The 25,199-nt window shown below is 51.1% G+C and carries 24 protein-coding genes; 7 read left to right on the forward strand and 17 right to left on the reverse strand.

Annotated elements, in window-relative coordinates; genetic code table 11:
- The first annotated feature begins 81 nt into the window (after positions 1-81).
- Positions 82-1,266, forward strand: a complete 1,185-nt coding sequence (locus ACYVC2_RS31015; RefSeq protein WP_461109350.1) for an NRAMP family divalent metal transporter — start codon at positions 82-84, stop codon at positions 1,264-1,266.
- A 75-nt stretch (positions 1,267-1,341) separates the two neighbouring features.
- Here ACYVC2_RS31015 and ACYVC2_RS31020 read toward each other — a convergent pair whose 3' ends face one another.
- Both ACYVC2_RS31020 and ACYVC2_RS31025 read right to left on the reverse strand, forming a co-directional pair.
- Positions 1,342-2,352: a hypothetical protein gene (locus ACYVC2_RS31020; RefSeq protein ID WP_461109352.1), complete on the reverse strand. Its 1,011-nt coding sequence runs from the start codon at positions 2,350-2,352 to the stop codon at positions 1,342-1,344.
- Positions 2,353-2,912: 560 nt separating this feature from the next.
- Entirely contained in the window at positions 2,913-3,245 is a 333-nt protein-coding gene (locus ACYVC2_RS31025) for an ABC transporter permease (RefSeq protein WP_461109354.1), read from the reverse strand.
- Between the two features lie 643 nt (positions 3,246-3,888).
- Here ACYVC2_RS31025 and ACYVC2_RS31030 point away from each other — a divergent pair.
- The 4 genes from ACYVC2_RS31030 to ACYVC2_RS31045 all read left to right on the forward strand — a co-directional run bounded on the left by ACYVC2_RS31030 (position 3,889) and on the right by ACYVC2_RS31045 (position 9,440).
- Positions 3,889-5,058, forward strand: coding sequence for an alpha/beta hydrolase (locus tag ACYVC2_RS31030; protein WP_461109356.1), 1,170 nt, complete (start codon positions 3,889-3,891; stop codon positions 5,056-5,058).
- A gap of 162 nt (positions 5,059-5,220) precedes the next feature.
- Entirely contained in the window at positions 5,221-7,116 is a 1,896-nt protein-coding gene (locus ACYVC2_RS31035; protein ID WP_461109358.1) for a M1 family metallopeptidase, read from the forward strand.
- 409 nt (positions 7,117-7,525) lie between these two features.
- Complete coding sequence (locus ACYVC2_RS31040; protein ID WP_461109360.1) at positions 7,526-8,761, forward strand: multidrug effflux MFS transporter; 1,236 nt, start codon at positions 7,526-7,528, stop codon at positions 8,759-8,761.
- 67 nt (positions 8,762-8,828) lie between these two features.
- Entirely contained in the window at positions 8,829-9,440 is a 612-nt protein-coding gene (locus ACYVC2_RS31045; protein WP_461109362.1) for a trimeric intracellular cation channel family protein, read from the forward strand.
- A 5-nt stretch (positions 9,441-9,445) separates the two neighbouring features.
- Here ACYVC2_RS31045 and ACYVC2_RS31050 read toward each other — a convergent pair whose 3' ends face one another.
- The 4 genes from ACYVC2_RS31050 to ACYVC2_RS31065 all read right to left on the reverse strand — a co-directional run bounded on the left by ACYVC2_RS31050 (position 9,446) and on the right by ACYVC2_RS31065 (position 13,247).
- On the reverse strand, positions 9,446-9,859 hold the full coding sequence (locus ACYVC2_RS31050) for a hypothetical protein (protein ID WP_461109364.1): 414 nt from the start codon (positions 9,857-9,859) through the stop codon (positions 9,446-9,448).
- 21 nt (positions 9,860-9,880) lie between these two features.
- Positions 9,881-10,339 (reverse strand): YybH family protein, encoded by a 459-nt coding sequence (locus tag ACYVC2_RS31055; RefSeq protein WP_461109366.1) that lies wholly within the window; start codon positions 10,337-10,339, stop codon positions 9,881-9,883.
- Positions 10,340-10,421: 82 nt separating this feature from the next.
- Positions 10,422-11,162 carry a YMGG-like glycine zipper-containing protein gene (locus ACYVC2_RS31060; protein ID WP_461109367.1) on the reverse strand — a complete coding sequence of 247 codons (741 nt, stop codon included), beginning with the start codon at positions 11,160-11,162 and terminating at the stop codon, positions 10,422-10,424.
- A gap of 300 nt (positions 11,163-11,462) precedes the next feature.
- Positions 11,463-13,247: a M61 family metallopeptidase gene (locus ACYVC2_RS31065; RefSeq protein WP_461109369.1), complete on the reverse strand. Its 1,785-nt coding sequence runs from the start codon at positions 13,245-13,247 to the stop codon at positions 11,463-11,465.
- A 210-nt stretch (positions 13,248-13,457) separates the two neighbouring features.
- Here ACYVC2_RS31065 and ACYVC2_RS31070 point away from each other — a divergent pair, with 210 nt between their 5' ends.
- On the forward strand, positions 13,458-13,622 hold the full coding sequence (locus ACYVC2_RS31070) for a hypothetical protein (RefSeq protein WP_461109371.1): 165 nt from the start codon (positions 13,458-13,460) through the stop codon (positions 13,620-13,622).
- Between the two features lie 540 nt (positions 13,623-14,162).
- Here ACYVC2_RS31070 and ACYVC2_RS31075 read toward each other — a convergent pair.
- The 8 genes from ACYVC2_RS31075 to ACYVC2_RS31110 all read right to left on the reverse strand — a co-directional run bounded on the left by ACYVC2_RS31075 (position 14,163) and on the right by ACYVC2_RS31110 (position 22,089).
- Positions 14,163-15,341 carry a DEAD/DEAH box helicase gene (locus ACYVC2_RS31075; RefSeq protein ID WP_461109373.1) on the reverse strand — a complete coding sequence of 393 codons (1,179 nt, stop codon included), beginning with the start codon at positions 15,339-15,341 and terminating at the stop codon, positions 14,163-14,165.
- On the reverse strand, positions 15,307-16,635 hold the full coding sequence (locus tag ACYVC2_RS31080) for a DEAD/DEAH box helicase (protein ID WP_461109375.1): 1,329 nt from the start codon (positions 16,633-16,635) through the stop codon (positions 15,307-15,309). Before ACYVC2_RS31080 ends, ACYVC2_RS31075 begins: the two co-directional genes overlap by 35 nt.
- Positions 16,636-16,861: 226 nt before the next feature.
- Complete coding sequence (locus tag ACYVC2_RS31085; RefSeq protein ID WP_461109377.1) at positions 16,862-18,565, reverse strand: hypothetical protein; 1,704 nt, start codon at positions 18,563-18,565, stop codon at positions 16,862-16,864.
- Positions 18,566-18,677: 112 nt separating this feature from the next.
- Positions 18,678-19,994, reverse strand: a complete 1,317-nt coding sequence (locus ACYVC2_RS31090) for an MFS transporter (RefSeq protein WP_461109379.1) — start codon at positions 19,992-19,994, stop codon at positions 18,678-18,680.
- A gap of 90 nt (positions 19,995-20,084) precedes the next feature.
- The gene (locus tag ACYVC2_RS31095) at positions 20,085-20,486 is read right to left on the reverse strand and encodes a putative toxin-antitoxin system toxin component, PIN family (protein WP_461109381.1); all 402 of its coding nucleotides are present in this window, start codon (positions 20,484-20,486) and stop codon (positions 20,085-20,087) included.
- A 6-nt stretch (positions 20,487-20,492) separates the two neighbouring features.
- Positions 20,493-20,702 carry a hypothetical protein gene (locus ACYVC2_RS31100; protein WP_461109383.1) on the reverse strand — a complete coding sequence of 70 codons (210 nt, stop codon included), beginning with the start codon at positions 20,700-20,702 and terminating at the stop codon, positions 20,493-20,495.
- Positions 20,703-20,851: 149 nt separating this feature from the next.
- On the reverse strand, positions 20,852-21,280 hold the full coding sequence (locus tag ACYVC2_RS31105) for a VOC family protein (protein ID WP_461109385.1): 429 nt from the start codon (positions 21,278-21,280) through the stop codon (positions 20,852-20,854).
- Positions 21,281-21,456: 176 nt separating this feature from the next.
- Positions 21,457-22,089, reverse strand: coding sequence for an FISUMP domain-containing protein (locus tag ACYVC2_RS31110; protein WP_461109387.1), 633 nt, complete (start codon positions 22,087-22,089; stop codon positions 21,457-21,459).
- A 212-nt stretch (positions 22,090-22,301) separates the two neighbouring features.
- Between ACYVC2_RS31110 and ACYVC2_RS31115 the strand changes: the two genes are divergently transcribed.
- Positions 22,302-23,423, forward strand: a complete 1,122-nt coding sequence (locus ACYVC2_RS31115) for a glycoside hydrolase family 18 protein (RefSeq protein WP_461109389.1) — start codon at positions 22,302-22,304, stop codon at positions 23,421-23,423.
- 17 nt (positions 23,424-23,440) lie between these two features.
- Here the strand turns inward: ACYVC2_RS31115 and ACYVC2_RS31120 are convergent, their stop codons facing one another.
- The 3 genes from ACYVC2_RS31120 to ACYVC2_RS31130 are packed head-to-tail and all read right to left on the reverse strand — an operon-like array spanning position 23,441 to position 24,943.
- Positions 23,441-23,797, reverse strand: coding sequence for a helix-turn-helix domain-containing protein (locus ACYVC2_RS31120; RefSeq protein WP_461109391.1), 357 nt, complete (start codon positions 23,795-23,797; stop codon positions 23,441-23,443).
- The gene (locus ACYVC2_RS31125; protein WP_461109393.1) at positions 23,794-24,105 is read right to left on the reverse strand and encodes a type II toxin-antitoxin system HigB family toxin; all 312 of its coding nucleotides are present in this window, start codon (positions 24,103-24,105) and stop codon (positions 23,794-23,796) included. The genes ACYVC2_RS31120 and ACYVC2_RS31125 overlap by 4 nt, the downstream gene beginning before the upstream one ends.
- A gap of 58 nt (positions 24,106-24,163) precedes the next feature.
- Positions 24,164-24,943 carry a 3-keto-disaccharide hydrolase gene (locus ACYVC2_RS31130; RefSeq protein ID WP_461109395.1) on the reverse strand — a complete coding sequence of 260 codons (780 nt, stop codon included), beginning with the start codon at positions 24,941-24,943 and terminating at the stop codon, positions 24,164-24,166.
- Positions 24,944-25,199: the final 256 nt, after the last annotated feature.

The raw sequence follows: 25,199 nt of genomic DNA on the forward strand, positions 1-25,199 counted from the left end.
CGAATGAATAATGGACAATGGATAATGAAAAAATTCTGTATTTTTCATTATCCATTGTCCATTATTCATTTTCCCTGAATCGTGCCCAAATCCCTCTCACTTCGCTCTGGTCTTGGTAGTATTCTGTTCTGGTCGGTTATTTCGGCCGCTTTCATCGGTCCGGGCTCGGTAACTGCCTGCGCCATTGCCGGATCAAAATTTAGCTTACAACTTCTTTGGGCACTCACGTTTGCCACCTTCGGTACGGTCTGGCTACAGGAAGCAGCCGCCCGCATTACCATCGCCACCGGTCATGATCTGGGGCAGGTAATCACTCAAACTTATTCAGGGGTAAAAGGCCGCTGGATTGCCTGGACTCTGTTTCTGGCTATTTTTCTGGGCTGTGCTGCTTACCAGGCTGGTAATATCCTGGGGGCAGTTTCTGGTTTCTCACTGCTAACGGGGGTTCCTATTCCAACGTTGACCGTCGTTGTTGGCCTGGTTTGTATTGTCTTACTCTGGATCGGATCGACGCAGACACTGGCCAATTTTCTGGGGTTGATTGTCTTTGCCATGGGGGGCGCCTTTGTATATGTCGCCTTCAGTACACCCGTCACACCCGCCGAACTGACCAAAGCTCTGATCGTGCCCAGCATTCCTCCGGGTTCGTTACTGCTCATCAATAGCCTGATCGGGACCACGATCGTCCCTTACAACCTTTTCTTCGGATCAAGCATCGTTCCAGGTCAATCGCTTGGCGAGATGCGGCTGGGTATCTGGGTAGCGGTGATACTCGGGGGAATTATCTCGGTTGCCTTGCTGCTGGTTGGCCTGCTCATCCCCGGCGATTTTTCGTACCCCCACATGGCGCAGGTGCTCACCGACCGGCTGGGTACCTGGGCAGGCTCTTTGTTCGCGTTTGGCTTGTTTGCCGCCGGCCTGGCTTCGTCGCTGACGGCTCCCCTGGCCGCTTCCGTGACCGCCCAAAGCCTCCTGGGCGTCCGCAAAAACTCGCCGACTTACCGACTCATCTGGCTAGCGGTCATGGCTACGGGACTAACCTTCGGCCTGTTGAACGTAACGCCTATTCCGGTCATCGTCGCGGTTCAGGCCATCAATGGAATTTTGTTGCCGTTCGTGACCGTGTTTTTATTCGCAGCCGTCAACAACCGCCGTCTACTGGGGGACACCTACCGCAATTCGCTGAGCCAGAATCTGGCGATGGGTACCGTTGTTGTCGTTACCGCCATTCTGGGCCTCTGGAACGTCTGGCTGGCGTTTCAATAGGGGCAGGGCAAAGGGGTGAGGGCATAGGGGAGTTTTCATACGCCCTATGCCCTCACCCCTTTGCCCTGCCCAACATCATTTCTTCCGCAACCGGCGATGTTGCTGCTCCAGCCGCTCGATACGCTTCTGTTGTTCAATGACATGTAGCGTCAGCTCTTCATTTTTTTTAACCAGCGTAGCCAGTAGCGTAGTCAGGTCGGCGCCCTGTTTCACCATCTCATCGGCGCTCGGAACACCCGGCAGGTGCTTGTATTGCTGAATATATCGTTCTACGTCGGCTAAGGATTGCAGCCGGTAGGTCGGTGCGAAGACGTAATCGGCCCATTGATGGGTAGCGGCCGGCTGAATCTGCATCGCCACGGCCGATAAACGCCCGGCCAGAGTTACGTCGCCGTGCTCGTTGACGGTCAGAAATTTACCCGTTGTAACGTCAGATGCAGGCGAATGTGCCGTCATGTTCGTCAGCCGCAAGCCACTACGCCCGGCGGCACCCGCCGTCAGTTCGAGCCGGTTTTGCGGAGTCGATGTACCGATCCCTACGTTGACGTTGTTGCCCAGGACCAGAGCATTGCTACTCAGGACGCGAGCATTGGCCCCAATGGCCGTTGCATTCGATAAGCCCAGGCCTACGCCCATGGCATTCGCCCCGAGTAAGGTATTTCCTTCGCCGTCGACTCCGTCGAAACCAGCGTTTGGACCGATGATCAGGTTGCGGTTACCGCGTGTATTTTTCTGACCAGCATTAAAACCAATAAATACGTTGTCGTTACCATCGGTGTTTTGTTTGCCCGCTTCATAGCCTACAAAGGTGTTGTGGCTGCCTACCGTGTTTGGCGCGCCCGCTTTAAAACCGAAATAGGTATTTTGCCCACCCGTTGTGTTGCCCTGCCCTGCCTGGCTACCCATAAACGTGTTACCGCCGGTAACGGCGCTGGCGCTCTGTCCAATAAATACGTTGGTTGCACCCCCGACCGACTTAAAACTAACGTCCTGGTCGTCGGGCGTAATGATCTGACTTTGTCCGAATGCCTGTATAGCCAGGCCAAAGGCTAGTAGCGCTACTCCAGTAGTAAAAGGTTTCATCATCAACATCTTAGATATGGGTAAATATATCAATTTGTTACTAAGAAAACTATTTCAACAACACTTTCACAAACACTATACGCGCATGGATACAAAATAATCTGATTGCTTAAAGTCGAACGGTTAGGATCGATAGAAGCGGTATAGAATTTCAGTAAGCGGTCGAACCTCATCGGCATGTTTAGAAAAAATTAGATAAATACAACACCATTCATAACATCCCATTGGTTATCAAGCATTCGATACAACTGACGTGCAATTTCTTACAGTTTATCAAGGATTTCTAACGACTGGTAGGATTGCGATATGTCAGACAATTTTCATCACTCATCTTTGTACCATCAAACAACAAATACACGAACTACACACGATCATGAAAACGAATCTGTTAAGAATCAATCGCCCTCCCCGCCCCCGTATTATCGAAGTCAGTGGTCCGGTTATCGGTCAGGTTGGCCGCAGCACGTACCGGATGCGCGTACGTTAAGGTACAAAAAAGCCCTCCTACACACATGCAGGAGGGCTTTTTGCTGGTATGTTCTGGTAAAAGAATATCTCGGATCTTATTCGCTCCGTAATGATTTTACTGGGTTCATCTGAGCCGCTTTTACGCTCTGGAAACCCACGGTCAGCAGCATAACGGCTCCCGTTGCCAGCAGCGCCAGCAGGAAAATAAAAGGACTAAGCGAAACTTTATATTCAAAATTTTTCAGCCAGTTGTTCATTACCCACCAAGCCACGGGTGCAGCCAATAAAAAAGCTATCCCGATCAGCCGGACAAACTCCCGGCTGAACAGCCACAGAATACTGCTTACACTGGCCCCCAATACTTTGCGTACGCCAACCTCCTTTCTTCGTTGCACCACCATGAACAGGACGAGTCCATACAGGCCCATGCAGCCAATGACTAGGGCGATTCCTGTAAAACAATTAATTGATCAGGTGCTCCAAAATCTGTTCCTGCTAATAAGCATTCTGGATCTGCTGCTCCACAAACGCTGGCTCGAAGAAATTATCGGGTAGGCCTTTCGTCCTCACCCAGTAAGCGTACATCTCAAGCAGTTCACCCTCGAGTTCGTCTTCCAGCCCGGGCGGCCTGAATCGGCCCAGCAGTCAGTTGACCCAGCGTGGAGGCTCATTCGCGTTAGTTAAGCGCCCCATAGCTGTAGCACTGGGGTTTGAATCTGCCTGCACATTTGGCTGCGCCTTTGCCGACAGCCGACTTCATCTACAAATACTCGTTTCATAATAGACGGTAGTTGAATCAGACTGGTATCAGTATTTATATAGACTTTGTCGTACAAATATTCAGCCAACATTTGTAACCCCTCAATTCCGCTTAAAAGAGGGGTTTTCACCACCTAGCCAGTTAATAACTTGTCCAAAAGTGGACAGATTCAGTATAGAAACGGACAGAAATTGGCTCTTATATACAGTGCCCGTTTCCGGGCTCCGTCATTGAGGTAGTCGACAGATGTTCTTAGCGTACAATGTCAGCCAAATCAATATCTTTACCAGGAAACAGTAACTCATATCGATATGGATGCGAAACGAGTTCATTGCCAGATATGGCTGATTGTACTTCTCCTGACCCTGTCACTGGATGGTCTTGGTCAATCTATCGGCCCGGTTACAGTTGGTAAAGAGGACACTATCTATTCTCAAATACTGCACGAAACAAGGCCTTTTCTCATTAGCCTTCCTGCTTCTTACAGGGAAGATGATTTTTATGCCCAAAAACACTATCCGGTATTAGTCCTACTAGATGCAGATACTCACTTTCGGTATGCCGCCAGTATGATCGAATACTTAAGCGGGAGCGAAAACGAACAGATTCCTGAACTGATTGTAGTTGGTGTGCGCAACACGAACCGTACACGCGATATGACGCCGGATCTGACCGGCAAGCCAAACCCGTTTACAGAATTTCTGGAGCAGGAGCTACTTCCTCACATCGACCAGCATTACCGAACCGCCCCCTACCGGCTATTGGCTGGCCATTCGCTGGCTGGTCTATTTACGCTAACCAGTTTACTGGATCAACGTCTTTTCAAGGCCTACATCGCTATAGATCCGACCCTAACCTGGAAGAACGGCTACTTACCCCAAAAGGCCGATTCACTGTTTAGAAAAAAGACATTCAACCCGGCCAGACTATTTCTTAGTCAAGCCAATAATCCCTTCGAACCCGGCCAGCATACCGGTGCTCGAGGCAAAGCGTTTGATGCGTTCAGAGTCAGTTTAGCGAATAACGGCTCTAAATGGCTTTCCGATCGTTATGCCTTTTACGAAGGAGAAACGCATTTTTCGGTGCCTTTTCGAAGTTTATACGATGGACTTCTCTTCATATTTGAGGGTTATTCACTGCCGTTTCAAACCCTTCTCGCTCAGGGAAGCGCCGGAATAAGCCGTCATTATCAGCAGTTATTTACCCAACTGGGAGTCGACCTGTTACCACCCGGTAAAGTCATCAATCAGGCGGGCCTTTTTCTACTGCAGAGCCAACATCAGGTTGACAAAGCACTTGATCTGCTTCAATTAAATGAACGCTATTACCCAAACGCACCGGAAGTCCATCGAAGTTTAGCGCGGGTTTATCAGGCCAAAGGAGACAGAAACAGAGCGATTCAGTACTACAGGAACGTATTAGCCTTAGCGGCCACCGATGAGCAAGCCACGAAGGCGATTAAGGAGCTGACCAATCCGTAATAGCCTTATCAAGTGAAGCGAAACGAATTGTTTTTGAAGCCATCCAGACCGGAAACCAATACCTGATCGAATCGCTAAAGCACGCCTTTCATCCTATTTCTAGTCTCATTTGGCAACTAACTGGTTAACTTGAGCGCCACATTACGTTAATCAATGCTATCCATGAAGTACGTTCAGAGCAACTGCCTGATTTACCTGGCCTTTTTGGCCTTCCTGAACTTATCAACTACACCTACACAAGCGCAGAGTCTGTACATGCCGCGCAACGTAAAGCAGGCCTACCAGAAAGGCACTCGCTCGATGGATGGCAAGCCCGGAAAAAAGTACTGGCAGAATTCGGCACGCTACACCATCAATATCACCACGACTCCACCCAATCGCACGGTTCAGGGGACGGAGGAGATTACATATACCAATAATAGTCCGGATACGCTGCAATTTCTTGTCTTTAAGCTGCTTCTAAACAGCCACCGACCCGGCGCCATTCGGCAGCAACCCGCTTCGGTCGATTACCTGACCAGTGGCATTCATATCGACCGATACAGCGAGGGCAATACCACCCGGTTGTGGCCCGATGGCGCGGGAACCTGGCGCCGGATGCCTCTGACCAAACCACTGATGCCCCACGATTCCGTTAAGCTTTCCTTCGACTGGCATTACGATATTTCGGTCGAGAGTAATCGCGAAGGCAAACTCGATTCTACCACGTTTTATCTCGCTTATTTCTACCCGCGGGTGGCCGTCCGCGACGATTATTACGGCTGGGACCAGACCGATTTTACCGAAGCGCAGGAATTCTACAATGACTTCAACAACTACGAGATCAACGTGAAAGTCCCGGCTAATTTCGTCGTCTGGTCTACAGGTAACCTACTGAATCCGGCCGAGGTATTGCAGCCTACTTTCGCCAAACGCCTGGCCGAATCGATGCAGACCGACTCAGTGATTCACGTCGCTACGATCAACGACGTGACAGGCCGATCCGTGACCATGCAGCAATCCGCCAATACCTGGCGCTTTAAGGCCGACTACGTTCCCGATGTTGCCCTGTGCGTTAGCGACCAGTATGTCTGGGATGCGTCGAGCGTTGTTGTCGATAAAAAAACGGGTCGGCGGGCGAGTGTACAGGCGGCATTCAAAGACAATGCCGCCGATTTTCATCAGATGGTCGGTTTTGGTCGACATGCGCTGGACTGGTTCTCGAACAACTGGCCGGGGGTTCCGTATCCGTACCCGAAAACGACCATCGTACAGGGTTTTGCCGACATGGAGTATCCGATGATGGTCAACGACAGCCCGACCCCCGATCTGAATTTCTCCCGGTTCGTTGCGGAGCACGAGATTGCACATACCTGGTTTCCGTTCTACATGGGTGTCAACGAAACCCGGTATGGGTTTATGGACGAAGGCTGGGCCACAGCGCTCGAATACCTGATCAGCCAGGCCGATCTGGGTAATGAACGGGCTACGCGAAATTTCCAGATGTTTCGGGTGAACGGCTGGATCAACGACCCGTCGGCCGAACAGGATTTGCCCATCATTACCCCAACGAATGTGCTAAGCGGGGCTGCCATGGGGAACAACGAATACGGCAAAGCGGCCCTGGGTTATCTGGCCTTGAAAGACCTGTTGGGCGACGCCGATTTCCGAAAAGGCCTGCATGCATTCATGGACCGCTGGAATGGCAAACACCCGACGCCCTGGGATATGTTTTTGAGTTTTAACAGCGGTACCGGTAAAGACCTGAACTGGTTCTGGAACAACTGGTATTTCAGCCATAACTACATCGACTTCGCCATTCAAAGCGTCGCGTCGTCAGCGACTCAATGTACCGTTACGCTTCAGAACATTGGGGGGTACGTAGCGCCAGTGGATGTGGTCGTTACGTTTGCCGATGGCACAAAAGAAACGTTCCATCAGACACCAGCCATCTGGCAGGCCAACCAGAAACAGGCCGTTCTAAAACTGCCCGTCAAAAAGAAAGTCCAATCCGTAACGTTAACCGGCGGAATTTTCATGGACGCCGATGCAGGCAATAACAGCTGGACCGCGAAATAAAATCGAATTCAATAACCTTGTATTTGGCGTACGACCCCGCTGGGGTCGAATATGTATAGCAAAGTTGGATTTCTATAGATATTCGACCCCAACGGGGTCGTACACCAAATACAAGGTTATTGACAGAGCATTCACTGTCGGCTCAACTCCTGCGGTTTATTAAATCCAGCATAAATATGCGCTGATACTCGTTGGTATGCCATTGTTAATCCTGTACAAATCACCCCGATCGGTATCGCTGTTTATGCTTGACCACACAAATTGTTCGGGAATGGTCCGAAAACGTTGATTCTGAACTCACTGTTGTAGGTATAGAAGAAAAATCTGCAAGAATTTTAGACTGTAGCCGTCTTCGGAACAATCGGTTAAGAATACGTGTCTCTTAGATAAGTACCATTTATCAGCGCGTATGACTCGCCAACAGTATTGTGTTATTATCCTGATTTTAGGAACGTTATCCACCGTCAGCCCGTTTTCGATCGACATGTATCTGCCGGGTTTTCCGGCCATTGCCAGCGACCTCCACACCTCGATTTCGCAGGTTCAGTTGTCGCTAACGGCTTATCTGATCGGAATTTGCGTCGGTCAGCTTCTGTATGGTCCGCTGCTGGATCGGTTCGGTCGAAAGCGACCACTGTATGCAGGGTTGGCCCTTTATGTACTGGCATCGGTCGGCTGTGCGCTGAGCCCGTCCATCGATACCCTGATTGCCATGCGGTTGCTCCAGGCACTGGGTGGCTGTGTGGGGCTGGTAGCGGCTCAGGCGCTGGTTCGTGATTTGTTTCCGGTTGGTCAGATTGCCCAGGTTTTTTCATTGCTGACCCTGGTGGTCGCTGTTTCGCCCATGATAGCCCCAACGGTGGGTGGTTATGCGTCGGTGGCGTTTGGCTGGCATTCCATTTTTATCATCCTGGCGGGTATCACAGCGTTGATACTGGTTGGCGTTTATTTTGTTCTGCCCAACGGCAAGCAGCCCGACACGACTATTTCTCTCCAGCCGCAGGCGGTTATGAACAATTTCCTTACGGTGCTGAAACAACCGCAGTTCCTGACCTATGCACTCGTCGGTGGCATAGCTACCTCAGCTCCTTTTGCGTACCTGGCTGGCTCTTCGGACGTATTCATGAACATTTACCACGTCAGTGCGCAGGAATACGGCTGGATTTTCGCGTTTCTGGCTATCGCCCTGATTGCGCCGACCCAACTAAACCGCGTTTTCCTGAAACGATTTAGCAGCGAGCAAATCATTTTTACGACGCTGGTTTATCAGTCGGTGGTAGGCTTGCTTATGGTCGCCGGCACCTGGGCCGGTTGGTACGGACAATACGGCCTGATCGGTATGCTGTTTTTATTTCTGGCGGGTCAGGGTATCACCAACCCCAATGCTTCGGCGCTTTCGCTGGCTCCGTTCGTTCGGCACGCGGGTAGTGCTGCGGCTCTGATGGGTAGCTTCCGGATGGGTTTTGGGGCACTGGTGTCGGGTGCAGTCAGTGTTCTGCACAACAATACGGCCCTTCCCATGGTCAGCGTCATGACGATTTGTGCACTGGGTGGTCTGGCCGTTCTGCTGATTGGGCAGCGGGCCATCCACTATCGAAACAGCCACCGGCTGATTGAGGAACCGATGGCCGAAGTCATGTTGTAGCGAGCAAAAAAGCCGAAATCCGATATGTTGGCCCAATAAAAACGGGGAGCCTTACTTCGCCTTCTCCATGCTACACACTTTATACATCATTGCCATTACCGCCGAAGCCATGACGGCCGCTTTGTCTGCGGGTCGCCGGGATATGGACTGGGTGGGCGTTTGTTTCCTGGCCTGGGTTACAGCCCTGGGTGGCGGTACGGTGCGCAACGTACTGTTTGGTCATTACCCCATGGCCTGGGTCGAGCATCCCGAATACCTGATCATCACCGCGGGGGCTGCGCTATTTACTCTGTTGATTGCGCCGGTGATGCGTCGGTTGAAAAAGCTATTTCTGTATCTGGATGCGCTCGGGCTGGTAGTTTTCACGATCATCGGTTGCCAGATCGCCGAAGATATTCACCTGCCGATTACCATTGTTCTGTTCAGCGGGGTTATCACCGGCTGTGCGGGCGGGGTCTTGCGCGATGTATTATGTAATGACATTCCACTACTCTTTCATAAAGAAATTTATGCCAGCGCGTCGCTCATAACGGGCGGAGTTTATGTCGCCCTTGATCACTGGTACGGCCATATGCAGGTCGCCATGATTATAGCGGCAGCCGTAGGCTTAACGATTCGGCTGCTGTCCATTCGGTTCGACTGGCAGATGCCAACGTTCAGCTACCGGGACAAACCATAAGGGCTCTATGCTTCCTTTTCCTCGTCGGTCGCCCCGTACCTGGCTTTGCGGATTTCCATCCATTCACGCGCGGTACCGCCTTTAGAAAAGTGCTCGTCTTCATCCTGAATTTCCTGATCCCAGCTAAAATCTGTCGTAAATTTACCCTGCTCCGTCAGGTCGATCTGTAGCTGGTTGAACCGAGGTTGGCCTTCGGTCTGACGGCTCAGGTAAAGCGCCTGAACAGCCTCCGTTACCTCCTCCGGAAATTCGGTGGTCAACGGTTCGGCATCGCCAGTGGGCGTGAGATAGGTCCCGTAAAACTCTATCTCACGCCCATCCGACAGAAACTGGATGGTCAGTCGGGCAATAGTCCAGTCGTCTGGGATAACCGAGCTGATGGCGTCGGTCAGCACGTCATAAATTTCGTTGGTCGTCATATGAATAGGAAGTCAGGCCTATTAGTTTTTCACCTGAACCGGCAGATCTTCCAGTTGCGCGTAGCTCAGTTTCCAGGTGTTGTCGCTGCCTTTCTTCCATAACAAAATGTAGTTCCCTTCGCCGTAGGCATGCGGATCTTTCGGATTGAGCGGCAGCACATCGACCGAAAACGTACCAGCTTCATAGGCTGTCTGACTGTCGGTGCCGGAGCTTACGACATTCGTTTTCAGGTCCGTCAGGGTAGACAGGGTTTCGTTGACCCATTTATCTGTCACTTCAGCTTTCCCTTTGAAATGGGTATTCCCCTGCAAAAAGTGGACATCGTCGGCCAGAAATGAGATAATTTTGGCTGAATCTTTATTGTTCCAGGCACCGATAAATTGCTGATCAAGGTCCTGAATGTTGACGGAATCGCTCGATTTCGAGCAGCCACTCAGCAGGGCCGCCCCCACAATCAGTGAGCGAACGTATGCTTTCATAAGATCATATTTTTAGCGTGAATGAACAAAAAAAGCGTGCTGCCTGGTCACGAGTGCCAGAGCAGCACGATGTGGGAGTGGATTACCAGCTTTTCCGGCGGTATTCCGACGTCGGGTATGGCGTCATCGGATCACCGTAGGTATCGTTGGGCAGATAACCCGTTTTTAAGACAAAGGATTTAACCGGCTGGCTCGCGTCCAACAGACTGGCCGCCTGTACCTGCGGAGCAACGCTGGCAACCGAACGACCAGGCTCGGCATTTACGGGCGTGGCGGTATTCTGCGCGACAGCTCTTGCCTGAGCAGCTTTATCAGACGCAGCCCGGTCGGCGGCCGCTTTCTCAGCAGCGGCTCTATCCGCAGCCGCTATACGAGCAGCTTCCTGGCGGGCCGCTTCCTGACGGGCGGCTTCGGCGGCTTTATTTTTGTTGTCTTTATGCTTCCCGATGGCATATCCGGCCGCTCCACCAACGACGCCCCCAATAACACCACCTACTACCCGGTTCCGTTTATTGATGATGGCTCCGGCAGCAGCCCCAGCACCCGTCCCGATGGCCGTTCCGGTTGCCTGTGGACTCCAGCGTCGTTTGGCGGTCTTCCCGATGGCATATCCAGCGCCCCCCCCCAGCACACCTCCTGCAACTCCGCCAACAGCGCGGTTTTTCTTATTGATGATAGCGCCCAGCGCGGCTCCTGTACCGGCACCAATGACGGCTCCTTTGGTTCCGGAGCCCCATCCCTGTATAGCCTGAGCCGCTACGGGCTGGCTTAGCGTACCGACGGTCAATAGCGTCAGTACCAACTTGTGGTGTATCGTTTTCATGGTGATAGCTTTCTTAAAGAAACGATGGTTTACAAATGACAATTAACGTATTCTGTTATGTCATTGTTTGCTATCAGACCATCTTAAGTACGGATGGTTTAATGAAATAGTTGAAATACCGTTGTTTGTAAAGTTGTCGATCTGGTCTGCTCCGATATTTCGAGTTTTAATCCCCAACCAGTACCAAATCGGATTGAAACCCCGATGTTAGAAAAAGGGTAGCAACTGATTTACAACCAGTTGCTACCCTTTTTAGCAGACTAAGTCTGGGCCATTACCGACCGGCTTCAGGCGATTCGTTTACAAATTCCGCATCCAGATATCCCGTAGCTGCACCTGCTGCAGAGTAGCTTGTGGGTCCAGTTGAAAAACGTATTGTTTCACCAGCTCTTTTTCGAGTACCGTGTTTTTAACGGTTATGTCCTGACCGTTGCGCCGAACCGTAAGATCGTAGGTATCGCCTGGCTTCAGTTGTCGCAGCACCGGAATACTTTCCTGGTTGAATGGCTGCCCGTTCAACGCAACCAACTCGTCGTTTTCCTGTAGGCCCGCCGTTCGAAGCGGTTCCGCCAGGTTACGCAAGCCAAATTTGCCATCGATGAACGTAACCCGCAGACCCAGCGAAGCCGTTTTTTCACCCGTATGAATCACCGGCGTGTAGGTTATGCCTAATTTTTCGTAATACTCCTTAAACGGCAGTGGCTCAGCTGCTTTCACGTAGCGGTTAAAGAAGTCTGCAATTTCCGGGTACGTCATCTGCGTAAAAAGCGCGAAAAAGTCTTTTTCGGGAAACGCTTTGTTGGGGCCGTAGGTAGCGGCCAGTTCATTGATCACTTCGCGAAGCCCCCGTTTGCCGCCCGACAATTCGAGCAAACGGATGTCGAGCAGACCCGCGACCAGCGCACCACGCGCGTAGATGTTGCCATATTGCCGCTGGCCTTCGTCGGTGTAGCAGGTCAGGCCCAGTTTGCTGAGGCTGTAGGTGGTATCGAGGCTTTTGTCGTACGCAATTTTCTGACTCAGCTCATTGAAATACGTAGGCAGGTCCATAATCTTACCCCGCAGTTGCATAGCGTCGCTTGCCCATTCGGTTACGCCTTCGTAGAGCCACAAATGTTCTGACGGCGTGGGGGTTACGAAATTGAACTGCTGAATAATTTCACTGTGAATGTTCAGGGGCGTCACCACGTGAAAGAACTCATGAGCGGCAATGGATGTCATGTTATCGGCCAGTTCCTTCGAGAAATCCGATTCTTTAATTACATACTCCGAGCTGTACGAATGCTCCCAGGCCCCCCAGTCCTGATCTTCGAAATGGTACAGAAACGTGTAGCGTTTCACCGGCAACTGCTTTAGAAACTGCCCGGCGGCATTCAGCATCGACTGCATGTTGTTCAGCAGTTGTTCGGACTTGATTTTATCCGTTTTCGAATAGGTATACATATCGATCTGCGCGCCCGCCACCGTCGTCGACGCTTTGGACAGACGGCCCAGCAGAATCGGCGAATCGACGATCCGGTCGTAATTAGGGGCCGTGAAATACCCTTTCGCATTTTTATCGAGCGCAGTGCCAACGGTCCACTCGGCCGGATAATCGAGTTTTACTTCGATCGGAGCCGCCTGCATACCGCTCGGAAAACCAAACACGCCCTGCCCGTTGATAAGCGCGTGATCGGCTTCGATCGAGGTGCCGCACATGTTATACGGCTTGTGTTCATTGACCGGCGTATCCCAGGTTTCGGCGATGCGGTACTGAACCGTCCGCACTTTTTCGGGCTGGTCAAACTTCCACTGGTTAGTCGAGATATGCTGAGTTGGCAATTCCCGTCCTTTGGCGTCGAACGCTTTGAACGAACGAACATAGCGGCCAATATCCATAATCTGATACGTACCGGGTGCCGTGGCGGCAAACTGATACACGGCATTGTCGGCTGTCAGCCCATTCACCCGCAGCGTCACACTGAACTGATCGTCGGCGCGGTCATTCAGGTTTACTTCGTAGACCAGCGGGGTGGTTGGTTTGGCATGGACGAACTGAAAAAAGAGCGTAGCTGAAGCCAGCCACAGAATCCGTAAGATTTTCATAGGGGTTGTTGTGAATCGAATACGAACCAGCAAGATAACTCTATTACCTGCTCGAATAAACAACGCGTTTTTTTACGGAAGTATTCGAGGATGAATGGCAAACGACGTTGTACCCTGGGTTTGTCTGTTATACGTTTGTAAGAGATGGAAAGACCCTTTATTATTGCATTCTCTATGCACGTGCGACTAACCATTAACTAACTGAATATCATGGCAACGATATTGAACCGCCCAAAGGATATCCCCAGGCAGATGCTGGATAGAAAACGGCGAATAGAAGAATATATAAAGAGTGGCGATGAGTCTAAAAAGCCCACTGGAGTCAAGTTCATCAAACCATTTGTCCTGCCTGATGCCGCCACTGCAAATGTATAAATGCCACCGTTCTTATGTTATAGAGCAGTAAACCGATTCTTCTATTTTGTTTCAGAATGATCTTACAAAAAATATATTAATGCTGTCATGCCTAATAGAAACCAGTGTATAAAAATGATAATTAGAAAATCTACGGCATAATGGCTATTGAACTTACTATATTGATTATTGACTAGTATCTTGTATCGTTTAGTCCTGATAAAGTACCTACGCAGATTGTAGTAGATAATGCCTTGTAGGAACAACCCTATCAAGACGAAAACAAACGTGTCTATTTGCAAAGGAGGCAAATGAAATACTCGTTTAATAAGAGTAAAAAGTAAAAGCTGAATAAATAGAAGCCCAAGCATTATAAGCGTAAGGGTACTATTTACTGGATCATCGTTTTTAGCTTTGCATAAATATTGGTAATAGAAAATAAAAGCGAAATCAAGAATCTTGCTCATCATTTGTGCTTGATATAAAAATTCTTAATTACGGTCCGTTGTGCTTTGCCAAGCCCTTAATTATAATCGTCTTAAAAATTAGCGCCCGCTGCTATTAATAGCCCTGCAAATCCAGGTCGGTTGTATCAATCTGCGGAACACGCTTGCCCATTTTCTTCTGGATGATTTTGAAATGGTGTTCGTCGTCGGGCGTGATAAGCGAAATGGCTTTCCCCGATGCTTCGGCGCGTCCGGTTCGGCCAATTCGGTGAACGTAATCTTTGGGCGAACGGGGTAGTTCGAAATTGATGACGTAGGGTAACAACTGAATGTCGATTCCGCGAGCCAGCAGATCCGTAGCGACCATCACCGTCAGCTTCCCCGCCTTGAACTGCCGGAGCACGTCCGTTCGTATCTGTTGCCCTTTCTGACCATGCACGGCGGCCGCCTGTATCCCGTTCTTATTCAGTTTGACCACCAGATTATCGGCCGTTCGGGTCGACGACACAAAGACCAGCACCTGCTTCATCTGCTCATTTTTGATCAGGTACCGCAGCAATGGCCCTTTTCGCTCGGCAGCTACTTTGTAAGCGGTCTGTTCGATTAAGTCCAAGTTCGCCGTTTCCTCTACTACTTCTACCTTGACCGGCTGCCGTAGCAGCGTTGCGTTGATGTCCTGAATCGCGTCGCCGAGCGTCGCTGAGAACAGGATCGTCTGGCGCTTCTCGGGCAACAGGTCGAAGAGCTGGTTCATTTCATCGGCAAAACCCAGCTCAAGCATTTTGTCGGCTTCGTCGAGAACCAAAATTTCGACATCCGACAGCCGAAGCGCCCGTTGCTCAATTAGATCCAGCAACCGACCCGGTGTGGCGACGACGATATCGGCTCCGTGTACGGCAATCATCTGCGGATTGATGGATACGCCCCCATATACCGGTACTGTTTTTACGTGTGGAAATAAATGCACGCCCAGCGTCTGAAAGACTTCGGCAACCTGAACCGCCAGCTCGCGGGTAGGCACCAGTACCAACACGCTGGCATACCGACTGCTAGCATTATTGGTCCGGTGAAACAACTCCAGAATCGGCAGTACAAACCCAGCGGTCTTGCCCGAACCGGTTTTGGCAATGCCGAGAATATCTTTTCCGCGCAGAATGGGTGGGATAGCGGCCTGCTGGATGGGATAAGGCTGGCTATATTCCTGCTCGGCCACGGCCTTCACCAGGGGTTCGGATAAGCCGAGAGAGGCAAAGGTGACGTTATTTTTTTCCGCTGCGCTTGATGGGTCGCCCATATTTTTTCATTTTTTCGGCCGCATAATCGCGCCGGACATTCACTTTTTTGTTCTTGGCCAGTTTTTCGTGGAAGGCAGGTCCAACCTCTTCGCGTTTCGGGGCCTTAACCACTACCGTCTTCATGTGAACCGTCGGCTTTTCCTCGTCGGTCAGTATGTCGGAGATAACCAGATCGGCCGGTAATGGCAAAATCGGAATCGGATACTTCATCAACATCTCGATGGCCGTTTGCCTGTCTTCGTCGGTTGGGGTTACAAACGCGATGGCCATGCCCTTCTGATCGGCCCGGCCCGTCCGGCCAATCCGGTGGATGTACGTTTCCGGCACTTCCGGCAGATCGAAGTTGATCACGTGCGAGACTTCGGCTACGTCCAGCCCACGGGCAATGATATCCGTTGCAATGAGTACCCGAACCGTTCCCGCTTTAAACTGATTCACAGCCTCGGAGCGGTAATTCTGCGCTTTGTTGGAATGGATTACCTCTACCTGTCCGGCAAATTCGTCTTCGAGCTGCTCGTACAACTGGTCGGCCAGTTGTTTGGTCGCAACAAACACCAATACTTTAGTCATGCTGGTATCCTGGCGCAGCAGCAGTTCGAGCAGATTCACTTTCGTCGTGAAGTTGGGGACCTGGTAGGCCGTCTGGGTAATATTGACCAGGGGCGTACCAACCGGTGCGGCTTCTACCCGAACCGGGCTGGTAAAAAACGTGTCGATCAGTTCTTCGACCTCGTGCGTCAGCGTAGCCGAAAACAGCAGATTCTGGCGCTTGGGAGGCAGCAGGTCGAGTACGGTTTTCAGCTGTGTCCGAAATCCCAGGTTCAGCATTTCGTCGACCTCGTCGATCACCAGTTTTTTGAGCGCTTTAGTCTTGAGAACACCACTCGACAGCAAATCCACCAGCCGACCCGGTGTCGCGACCAGTATGTCCAGCCCTTTCTGCACCTCGGCCACCTGCGGTTTCAGATTGACGCCACCATACACCCCCACTGCCGTCACGTTCATGTAGGTAGTCAGTTGGTTCACCGTTTCCAGCACCTGCACGACCAGTTCGCGTGTAGGAACGATGATCAGCAGTTGCGGCAGTTTTTCCTTCGAAAACTGAAGCTGACGCAGGCAGGGCAGCAAATACGCCAGGGTTTTACCCGTACCGGTCTGCGCCAGACCGCACACATCCCGCCCCGACATTACGACCGAAAAAACGTTCTGCTGAATGGTTGTCGGTTTCGTATAGCCCAGGTCGTTCAGGGCATTGATAAGCGGTTTGTTCAGATTCAGTTCCTCAAAAGTCATGGTTGTGCTGTCTACTATCAATCGGTAAAGGTACGGCTAATCGCGCAGACAGGCTTACGGAAACTGTCATTAACGCCTATAATCGCTTCGCATTTTTTCTGTCATCCCGGCGAAGGAGGGAGCTTATTGTTTGGCCTGCCTTAAGCTCCCTCCTTCGCCGGGATGACAGAAACGAGCTTCTGAAAGCGAAGATGTGAAAGCCTGGATAGCGCGTTTTCAAACATGTCTAAGAAAGCCGGATTGTATGCTCAAAAGGCGTGAAGCCCGTGATATAAACGCTGGGCGCATCCATGGCCGGCAATGATCCCCGCAACTGAACATTTTTGTGTTCGACGCGCCCCGGCCCGAACGTAAGCGTGTCGTTTCCAACCGTGTACGAGCCAGAATTAGCCAGCATGTACGCATTCGGTCGGGTAGGGTGTTTGGTGACGCCAGCCAGCGTACCGCCCGGCCGAAAAATAAGCTCCAGCGCCACGGGTACGACGTCCGTCCCGCTGATCTGAATCTGCGCCTGCATGCCGTTGGTCGTTTCGGCGATCGTTATTTTCGTTTGGAGCTTCTGAACTTCGCTTTGCGCCCGGTTGGTCCGCGGCATCTTCTCCCAGTCGCCATCGGCCGGGATGCTATCGCGCGGGTAAGGTTGGTAATACGGCCCGTCCAGTGACTGGGTTAACACCCACTGGTTGCCCTGTTGTTCGATCTTTTCGGTTTGAAACTGTCCTTTTCCAAAGAACGAACTGGCAACCCGCATACCCTGCAAAATGGATTCACCTTTGTGGAACGTAAGCCAGACAGGATTCGCCTGCAGCAGGGTACTATCCCAGTTTCCGCGCCGAATCCGAACCAATCCCGAATGCGGGTATGTTTTCACGTAACTCGTGGGCAGCGGTTTACTGGCGGGTAGGTCTTTCCACAGGGCAGGGTCTTCGAGCAGGTAATCCAGCTGGTAGGTCACCTTCGCCAGGGCCGTTTTTTCAATCAGCCGACACATCGCAGCCATCTCGCCGTCGTTATCGCGCAGAGCCAGGTAGCGATAGGGGAAATAATAACTTTCCAGCGTTCCCACCAGCGCTTTGTCCTGTCGGCCGGAGGCTTCCGTTACGACCTCACCGTTCGGGTGCACGTAATAAGTCGTCATGGCCAGATTGCGACGCACGTATTCCAGTAGGGCGGGTTTGTTCAGGCCCCGGGCTATGGTAATCAGCAGGCGGTTGGTCAGGGGTGAATAAATCAGGGTGCTGCGCTCGTTGTATTGCCCATCGCTGTCCATGTCGATGTGTTCGCCCAGCCACTGCTCGATGCGGTTCACGTAGCGCGGGTTGGGCCAGCGTTCGTTCAGTCGGGTCAGGGCGGCCGAAATCACCCAGCGGTGGTTCGGCGTATGGATTCCACCTACCACCAGCGCTTCGCCCGCTTTTAGGAGAAAGGTTTTGAATGTATGCAGTACGGCTTCCTGACCGGGTGTATGCGAGCGTTCCAGCAAGGTATAAGCGGGTACAAGCCGTTTGACGATAAAGCCGGTGTCGGGCGTCGAGTGGAAATTCGTAGCGGGCAGGTCGAGTGTGCCATCGGCGTGTTGCGCTTTCAGCAGATAGCCGAGCGCGGCATGTATTTGTTGAAGCAGTGCTTGGGACCGGTAAAACGACGATTCGGGGCAGGAGATCGCGCAGGCCGAGCGCCGGACAAAATCAGTTGTTGACTGAGGGTTAGGGATATCGTCCCAATCTTTTAGGGCGCCCTGAGACAGCCCCGATTCGGTAACCTGACCCGTTGCCAGCGTGGCGAGTTGACCATCGTTAATCTTTATTAGCTCAAGCAGCCAGTGAGGTTTGTCAATCGGTTTAGCCGGTTGGGCAAAAGCCGTTGGATAGAATGCAGGCAACAGACAGAGCGAAACGGCTCCGGTGCGAACAAAGGTTCTTCGGTCCATCGAAAAGGTCGGGCCCAAAGAGGCTCCGGATCAAGAGTTAGGTAGTTAACTACTCTACCAAAGCACGGAACCCAAACTCTATAACCAACGCTGGGTTTGTGATCGATTCGATCTAGTCGCTGACGGGCTGCACCTCTGCTTCTTTCCGGTAGTTCTCCGACAGGGTTTTATAGGCGTTGGAACGCATGGCTAGCAGGGTGACAATCAGACCAATAAGACCCGTCACGGTGAACAACAGCGCAAGGCCCCGGTCTTTGCCGGTTCCGAACCATCCACCGATCCACCCGACACCCGCCCCGGTGGTCATAAACGGAATGAAAATATACTGTGCAATAGGGCCGATCATAAACGCGGTCAGGGGCGAAGCAGCTTCTTCAACGCTCTGGGCAAAACCAAACACCCGCCCCTGTCGCTCGGGTGGAATCAGCTTTTGCATGATGGTTTGTTCGGCCGCTTCTACCACCGGAATCAGGCACAGATAAATAAACATCCCAATCGTCAGCAGCAGGATCGACGCCTGAATGGTAAAGAAAACGCAGACAATCCACATTGCGATGTTAGCGATGAACAGGGTTCGGAGCGGCTGTTTGCCAAGCCCTTTCCTCGAAACGACCAGCCCACCGATGATAAACCCCAGGCTCAGCACTCCCCACAGCGTTCCCCAGGCCTGAACCGATACGAGCGACAGGCCATACGCATCCATCAGCGACATGAAGACCCCGCCCAGGAAGTTGTTGAAGGTGTTGAAAAAAATGAGCGGAAACAGCCCCGGCATTTGGTTCAGCACGCGAATGGTACCCCGAATATCGATTCGCCTGGTTTCTTCGTCTCCGTGTGCAATTCCTTTTTCCGGGATATCCAGAAACCAGACATGCAGCAGCGTCAGTCCGGTCAAAGCGATGGCCGACACCAGCATCCAGAACATGCCCAGAAACCCAATGATCAGCCCACTGAAAATCGACGCAACCAGAAACCCCACGCCGTTAATTGTGCCGACCATCCCGTTGGCTTTGTCGCGCTCTTCTTCCGGGATCAGCACCGTTACGAGCGTCGATAGCGCAATAGAGCGGATGTTGCCGATGATAGCCCCGATCAGCGACAGCACAATGAATACCCAGAGAACTGGACTCGATGGATCGGAAAAGATTTTCGACGGCGTAAGGATATAAATGAGAAACGAAACGGCGTAGAGGACCAGCGAACCTACACTCGACACGATCATGGCGGTTTTCTTTTTATACCGATCGACCAGCGAGCCCAGAAAAAAGCCGGTAAGCGCCACCGTCCCCGAATACACCCCGGCCATTACCGATGTCGCTACGACGGATTTAGTTTCCAGATACACCCAGAACGTTACCGCAAACCAGACGAAGTTATTGGTCAGGAAAGCCGCCAGCGAATTGGCCAGCACAGCGTAGAATGTTTTCATGAAGGCTGATTTCAAGACCAGTTTCTGCGTCAGGCAGTCAACAGCCCATACGTGTGACGGCGGATTTAATCAGAAGGTCTTATACATGATTTACAAGACAGTTAAAAATTCTTCCGCCTTTATAATTTTCACTTTAGGAAAGTCGAGGTCATTCAATACATTAAAATGCCGGTCATTCGTAACCAGATAGTCGGCTCCACAGGCTACAGCGCAATCAACGAACTTATTATCGTCCGGATCGGCCTCGATTGCATTCCAGTTAAAATAGACATCAATTAGAATAACGTTGGATAGGTTAAGTAATTCGCGAAGTTGAATAGCTGTGCGTTCAATACCAAAACGCACACTGATCTGTTCTCCATACTCAGTCAAGGTTTCATTTGTGACAAACAACAAGAATTTTCCCTGGATAATAGACTGATAGATTCGATGAAAAGGGGAATGACTCGGTAATGAAACGAGTAGTACATTCGTATCCAGAACAATATTCATCACCACTTACTGATTTTCATCGTTAAGCCAGTCATGCATTGTTTGATCTGACCATCCCTGCCGCTCCCAGGCATTGTCTGCCATACCTGTAATTCTATTAGCGAAGTACTGGCCAATAAGGCCACGAATATTCTGTAAGTCTGTTTCACTTACTTCCTGAGCATACAATTTCAGCAATTCCTGTTGCAGATTTGTAAGTTTTCCTGTCGTTGTCATTCTAAAGATATTATCCTCAAATTTAACCTTCCTTTTAGAAAATAATAACTGACTTATCTACTAGTAAAGTATGTCGCCGTGGCAACAGCTTTGTTACCACGGCGATTCTGTGTAAGCACGGTAATAGTTCAGAAACTGACCTTTTTTTGTTAAGAAATAAGCTCAGCCGCGGGCTGCGGCTCAACGGCAGCGGGGTCCATCCACATGATCTCCCAGATGTGCCCGTCCAGATCCTGATAGCCGTGGCTGTACATGAAGCCCTGATCCTGGGGCTCACTGTAGGTCGTACCACCGGCGGCTACCGCTTTACGAATCAGGTCGTCGACGGCTTCCCGGTTTTCAGCGGATAGGCAGATCAGCACTTCGGTGGTTTTTGTCGCGTCGGCAATGGCTTTTTTGGTGAACGTCTGGAAGAACTTCTCGACCAGCAGCATGGCGTAAATATCCTCGCTGATGATCATGCAGGTTGCGTTTTCGTCGGTAAACTGCGGGTTGAAGGTGTAGCCGAGTCTGGTAAAAAATTCAACCGATTTGTTCAGGTTTTTAACGGGCAGGTTTACAAAAATTTTGGTTGCCATGCGTATTTGCGTTTTGATGTTTACCTGACAAAAATACGCTCGATAGTCGGCAACGAGACTGTGTGAATGCGGCAAAAGGAGGGGGTAAATGCGAGCTTTTGTAACACGAGTTTAACCCGTCTTTGACAAAAAACGGATTAAAACTCGTACGCCAGCCCGGCCCTGATACCTAAGCTCTACAAATTCCTGACAAACCGGACATTGAAGCGGTAACCGGCGCTGTCGCTCACGTAAAAGACAATGTTATGTGCCTTACCAGTAGCCCCTTCCTGAATACTGATCGTTGTGCCTTCTGAAGTCCAGAACTCAGCAATGTCGCCGTCCACAGGCGCACTATTCTGGTAGCTGTAACCCGCCGGAAGCGCGTTGAAACCCGACGCATTCGTACCTGGAATGGTTCGCCAGTTGGCGCTGGACGTTAATTTTTTAATAGCCTCCTGTCCCATGGCCCGAAGGCCCGTAAAGACAACCCCCTGGGTTTCGGCCAGCGCCGTATAATCCTGCCGGGTAGGTAGTCGCCAGCCTGCTGGCACGGGAATGTCTTTGGCTTCGTCCAGAGTATAATAGCGTCCGTACTCGGGCTTTTCAGCACCTGTACCATAAGGTATGCCGCCGGGACCGTCGTAGTTAGCGGTCGTCCAGATCTGGTTGCCAATGGTTTGAATCGGGTAGTCTTTTCCGCTAATACGAACCGTTTTGGCAGGCGGGGCGGGTTGTGGCGCATCGGGCGTCGGTTTGCAGGAAAAAGAGCCAGCAACCAACAAGGCCAGCGCCAGTACTGTGTACCGTGTTTTAGGTGTACGGATCATGGTCTCGATCGACTTGGTGAGAGAAATTCACGCAAACCAAACCAGTGAAGACCTGCCGGAAAAGCCGTGGCGGCCCAGCTGCGAAAAATGCGGATCGAACTGTCGATAATAATAAATGGATCGTGTGGACTGGTTTCAGTAGTAGGCAGCGCTTTCCGGTAACTTTTGCCCCTACGCTGCGGTTAGTACTGACAACCGATCGACCAAACCCTATGTACCGACCTCTTTCTGTTTTTTACGCGTTGACTATCCTGGCGCTGCTCTCTTTCGGCTTCAAACCGGACCCAAAATCCCAACCGATTGTGCTGGCGTACGTGGGTGGGTTCCGTGGGCTGGTCAACACCGACCTTATTGCCGCCGAGAAGCTGACGCACATCAACTACGCTTTTGTCGACATTAAAAATAACCGGGCCTGGCTGCATAATCTGTCTACGGATTCCACCAACTTCCGGAAGCTAAACGATCTCAAAATCCGCAACCCAGAGCTAAAAATTCTGATTTCGATCGGTGGATGGGCCTGGAGCGAAAATTTTTCCGACGCCGTTCTGAGCGATACCGCCCGCGTGGCCTTTGCAGCTTCGGCGGTCGATATTGTCCGGGAATACCAGCTGGATGGTATCGACATCGACTGGGAGTATCCCGGTATGAAAGGCGAAGACAACGTATTCCGGCCCGAAGACCGGGAGAATTTCACGCTGATGTTCAAAGCGCTGCGCGAACAGTTGAACGGACTCCAGCAACAAACCGGTAAAAAGTATTTCGTAACGACGGCCCTGCCTGGTTTCGACGAGATTTTTACGCATACCGACATGGCGCAGGCGCAGCAGTACCTGGACTACGTCAACGTCATGTCGTACGACCATTTTACAGGCGGGCCACTGGCCGGGCACCACACGAACCTGTACGCAACGGGCGATACCGATAAGGAACAATCGGGCGACCGGGCCGTGAAACTGTACGAAAAAGCGGGCGTACCAGCCGATAAACTCGTGTTAGGCATTGCATTCTATGGCCGGGCGTGGCAGTTGCAAACCGACGACCCGAAGGCAAAGCCGCGGTCAATCGTGAAAGTAGAGCGGGGCGGTGGCTACAGCTTCATCAAAGATAGCCTACTAACCGACCCAGCCTACAAGCGCTACTGGGACCGGCGCGCCAAAGCCCCTTTTCTATACAATTCCAGTCTGAAGCGGTTTGTTTCCTACGACGATGAGCAGTCGGTGAAAGAAAAATGCCGGTACGTGCAGAAAAAAGGCCTGGCGGGCGTGATGTTCTGGGAGTACTTCAGTGACCCCAAAGGGTATCTGCTGAGCGAAATCAACCGGGATTTGCGGTGATGCTAATGTTGCTTAAGCTATGCCAACAACACACTAGCCGGGATACCAAACTCTTTGTGAAAGAATTTGGCCATGTCCAGTGTCATTGGTTTACGGCGGTTCAGCACTGCTGAGACATAGCTTTTACTACCTAATTTACCAACCAAATCTTTGTTTCTAACTTTTCTCTCTTCCATCTTAAGCCGAATAGCTTCGATTGGATCAGGTGCTGGTATGTTATAATGTTCGTCTTCGTAAGCTTTTATCAGCAATAAGGCGACTTGGACTACCTCCCCTTCCGGCGTATCCGGCTCAATTTTCAAATCAAACTGTGCGTCGATCCACGTCATCATCTCGTCGTATTCCTGTTCCGTTTTTATTGGCTTTAATTTCATAAATTCTGGTATTGTACTGTGGCTACGTCTATCTTATCATACTCCGCATGAGTACCGAACCACTTGATCTGTATGGTCTTATAGCTGAATACTACACGTACGACTAAACGAAATTTGTTACCCATAATATTAAAAACCACTCGATCATCGGCAATAAGACTGGCGTTACCATAGACCGCTTTTAGTTCGTTGAAGTTTGTAAATTCCTTTTCCTGTAATTCAGCATACCATTGCCTTAAAGCATTAGCTGCCTGCGGATATAGTTTACAGTAATCAAGCAATGTACGGCGTGCTATTATGTTGAACATCTATCAAGCCAAGCAAGTTTACTTATAGTGAACAAATTTAAGGCACCAGAATTTACAATCAAAAATCCGTATTCGGCTCCTTCAGTTCCAGCGGTTTGATCCAGATGTTGCGGTAAAGCACGTCGTGCCCTTCGGCCTGGAGTTTCAGACCACCGGGTGTATCGGTAACGCCTTTGCCACCGTCGTTACCCCCATCGATGCCGGAGTTAGGCCCACCCCACACCTGCATGATCGATTGGTTCGTATGGGCTTTTTTACCGTTCAGGTATAGCGTTACCAGCGCGGGTTCGGTTCGTTTGCCATCCTTGAACCGGGCTGCCCGAAACTCGATGTCGTACGCATTCCATTTGCCAATACCCGAGTAGAGTTTATACGGCGACGGCGATTCGTTGATCACCGCCCCCAGGCCGTGCGTGGTCGTATCGCCGTCGAAGATCTGAATTTCGTAACGGTTTTGCAGGTAAACACCACTGTTGCCGCCCGATTTGCTGACGTAAAACTCCACGTGCAACCGAAAATCCCGGAAAACCTCGTTCGTTACAATGTCGGCAGCTCCGTATTTGCCGCCCGCAGCCGATGGGTCGTTGCTGTTCATTACCATGCCTGGTCCGGCGGGGTCTTTTTCCACCGTCCACTTGATGGGCAGCGAAGCGGCTAAGCGGGGGCCCTGCCAGTACGTCCATTTCTCGTCGAGTATTTTGCGCGACCCGTCGAACAGCATTTCGGCACCTTTGGGCGGTTTTGCCCCGACGCCCAGCTGAGCATGAACGGCTATACTGGCAGTGAGGTAAGCTGTCACGAAAAAAAGGGCCGGATAAACAGAAGAGAACCGTTTCATAGCGAACAAATTAGGATTGTTTGGAGCGAGCCGATGACTGAGGTAGTAAGAAGGCTGGGGAGCGCATCTACCCGTCTGACGCAAACTTACCCTTAAGCGATAGGATGGCGATCTGGAAAAGTAGGCTTTAGCTGTGTTTCAACCCAGCGATCGCTAAATACACGTCAGTAAATCGACCTGATGTGTGTGTTTAAGAAGCAGACTTAAAGCCGAGTCATTCACGGTAAGCCGTGCCACGGTTTAGAATCGTAGCACG

The organism is Spirosoma koreense, from assembly GCF_054777875.1.

Excerpts from the sequence above, each read along its gene's own strand:
- ACYVC2_RS31070 (WP_461109371.1), top strand. The coding sequence starts at position 13,458 with ATGGCAACGATATTGAACCGCCCAAAGGATATCCCCAGGCAGATGCTG.
- ACYVC2_RS31085 (WP_461109377.1), bottom strand. The coding sequence starts at position 18,565 with ATGGACCGAAGAACCTTTGTTCGCACCGGAGCCGTTTCGCTCTGTCTG.
- ACYVC2_RS31095 (WP_461109381.1), bottom strand. The coding sequence starts at position 20,486 with ATGAATATTGTTCTGGATACGAATGTACTACTCGTTTCATTACCGAGT.
- ACYVC2_RS31045 (WP_461109362.1), top strand. The coding sequence starts at position 8,829 with ATGCTACACACTTTATACATCATTGCCATTACCGCCGAAGCCATGACG.
- ACYVC2_RS31020 (WP_461109352.1), bottom strand. The coding sequence starts at position 2,352 with ATGATGAAACCTTTTACTACTGGAGTAGCGCTACTAGCCTTTGGCCTG.
- ACYVC2_RS31040 (WP_461109360.1), top strand. The coding sequence starts at position 7,526 with ATGACTCGCCAACAGTATTGTGTTATTATCCTGATTTTAGGAACGTTA.
- ACYVC2_RS31100 (WP_461109383.1), bottom strand. The coding sequence starts at position 20,702 with ATGACAACGACAGGAAAACTTACAAATCTGCAACAGGAATTGCTGAAA.
- ACYVC2_RS31025 (WP_461109354.1), bottom strand. The coding sequence starts at position 3,245 with ATGGGCCTGTATGGACTCGTCCTGTTCATGGTGGTGCAACGAAGAAAG.
- ACYVC2_RS31055 (WP_461109366.1), bottom strand. The coding sequence starts at position 10,339 with ATGAAAGCATACGTTCGCTCACTGATTGTGGGGGCGGCCCTGCTGAGT.
- ACYVC2_RS31080 (WP_461109375.1), bottom strand. The coding sequence starts at position 16,635 with ATGACTTTTGAGGAACTGAATCTGAACAAACCGCTTATCAATGCCCTG.
- ACYVC2_RS31050 (WP_461109364.1), bottom strand. The coding sequence starts at position 9,859 with ATGACGACCAACGAAATTTATGACGTGCTGACCGACGCCATCAGCTCG.
- ACYVC2_RS31105 (WP_461109385.1), bottom strand. The coding sequence starts at position 21,280 with ATGGCAACCAAAATTTTTGTAAACCTGCCCGTTAAAAACCTGAACAAA.
- ACYVC2_RS31090 (WP_461109379.1), bottom strand. The coding sequence starts at position 19,994 with ATGAAAACATTCTACGCTGTGCTGGCCAATTCGCTGGCGGCTTTCCTG.
- ACYVC2_RS31030 (WP_461109356.1), top strand. The coding sequence starts at position 3,889 with ATGGATGCGAAACGAGTTCATTGCCAGATATGGCTGATTGTACTTCTC.
- ACYVC2_RS31035 (WP_461109358.1), top strand. The coding sequence starts at position 5,221 with ATGAAGTACGTTCAGAGCAACTGCCTGATTTACCTGGCCTTTTTGGCC.
- ACYVC2_RS31115 (WP_461109389.1), top strand. The coding sequence starts at position 22,302 with ATGTACCGACCTCTTTCTGTTTTTTACGCGTTGACTATCCTGGCGCTG.
- ACYVC2_RS31110 (WP_461109387.1), bottom strand. The coding sequence starts at position 22,089 with ATGATCCGTACACCTAAAACACGGTACACAGTACTGGCGCTGGCCTTG.
- ACYVC2_RS31075 (WP_461109373.1), bottom strand. The coding sequence starts at position 15,341 with ATGGGCGACCCATCAAGCGCAGCGGAAAAAAATAACGTCACCTTTGCC.
- ACYVC2_RS31120 (WP_461109391.1), bottom strand. The coding sequence starts at position 23,797 with ATGAAATTAAAGCCAATAAAAACGGAACAGGAATACGACGAGATGATG.
- ACYVC2_RS31125 (WP_461109393.1), bottom strand. The coding sequence starts at position 24,105 with ATGTTCAACATAATAGCACGCCGTACATTGCTTGATTACTGTAAACTA.
- ACYVC2_RS31065 (WP_461109369.1), bottom strand. The coding sequence starts at position 13,247 with ATGAAAATCTTACGGATTCTGTGGCTGGCTTCAGCTACGCTCTTTTTT.
- ACYVC2_RS31060 (WP_461109367.1), bottom strand. The coding sequence starts at position 11,162 with ATGAAAACGATACACCACAAGTTGGTACTGACGCTATTGACCGTCGGT.
- ACYVC2_RS31130 (WP_461109395.1), bottom strand. The coding sequence starts at position 24,943 with ATGAAACGGTTCTCTTCTGTTTATCCGGCCCTTTTTTTCGTGACAGCT.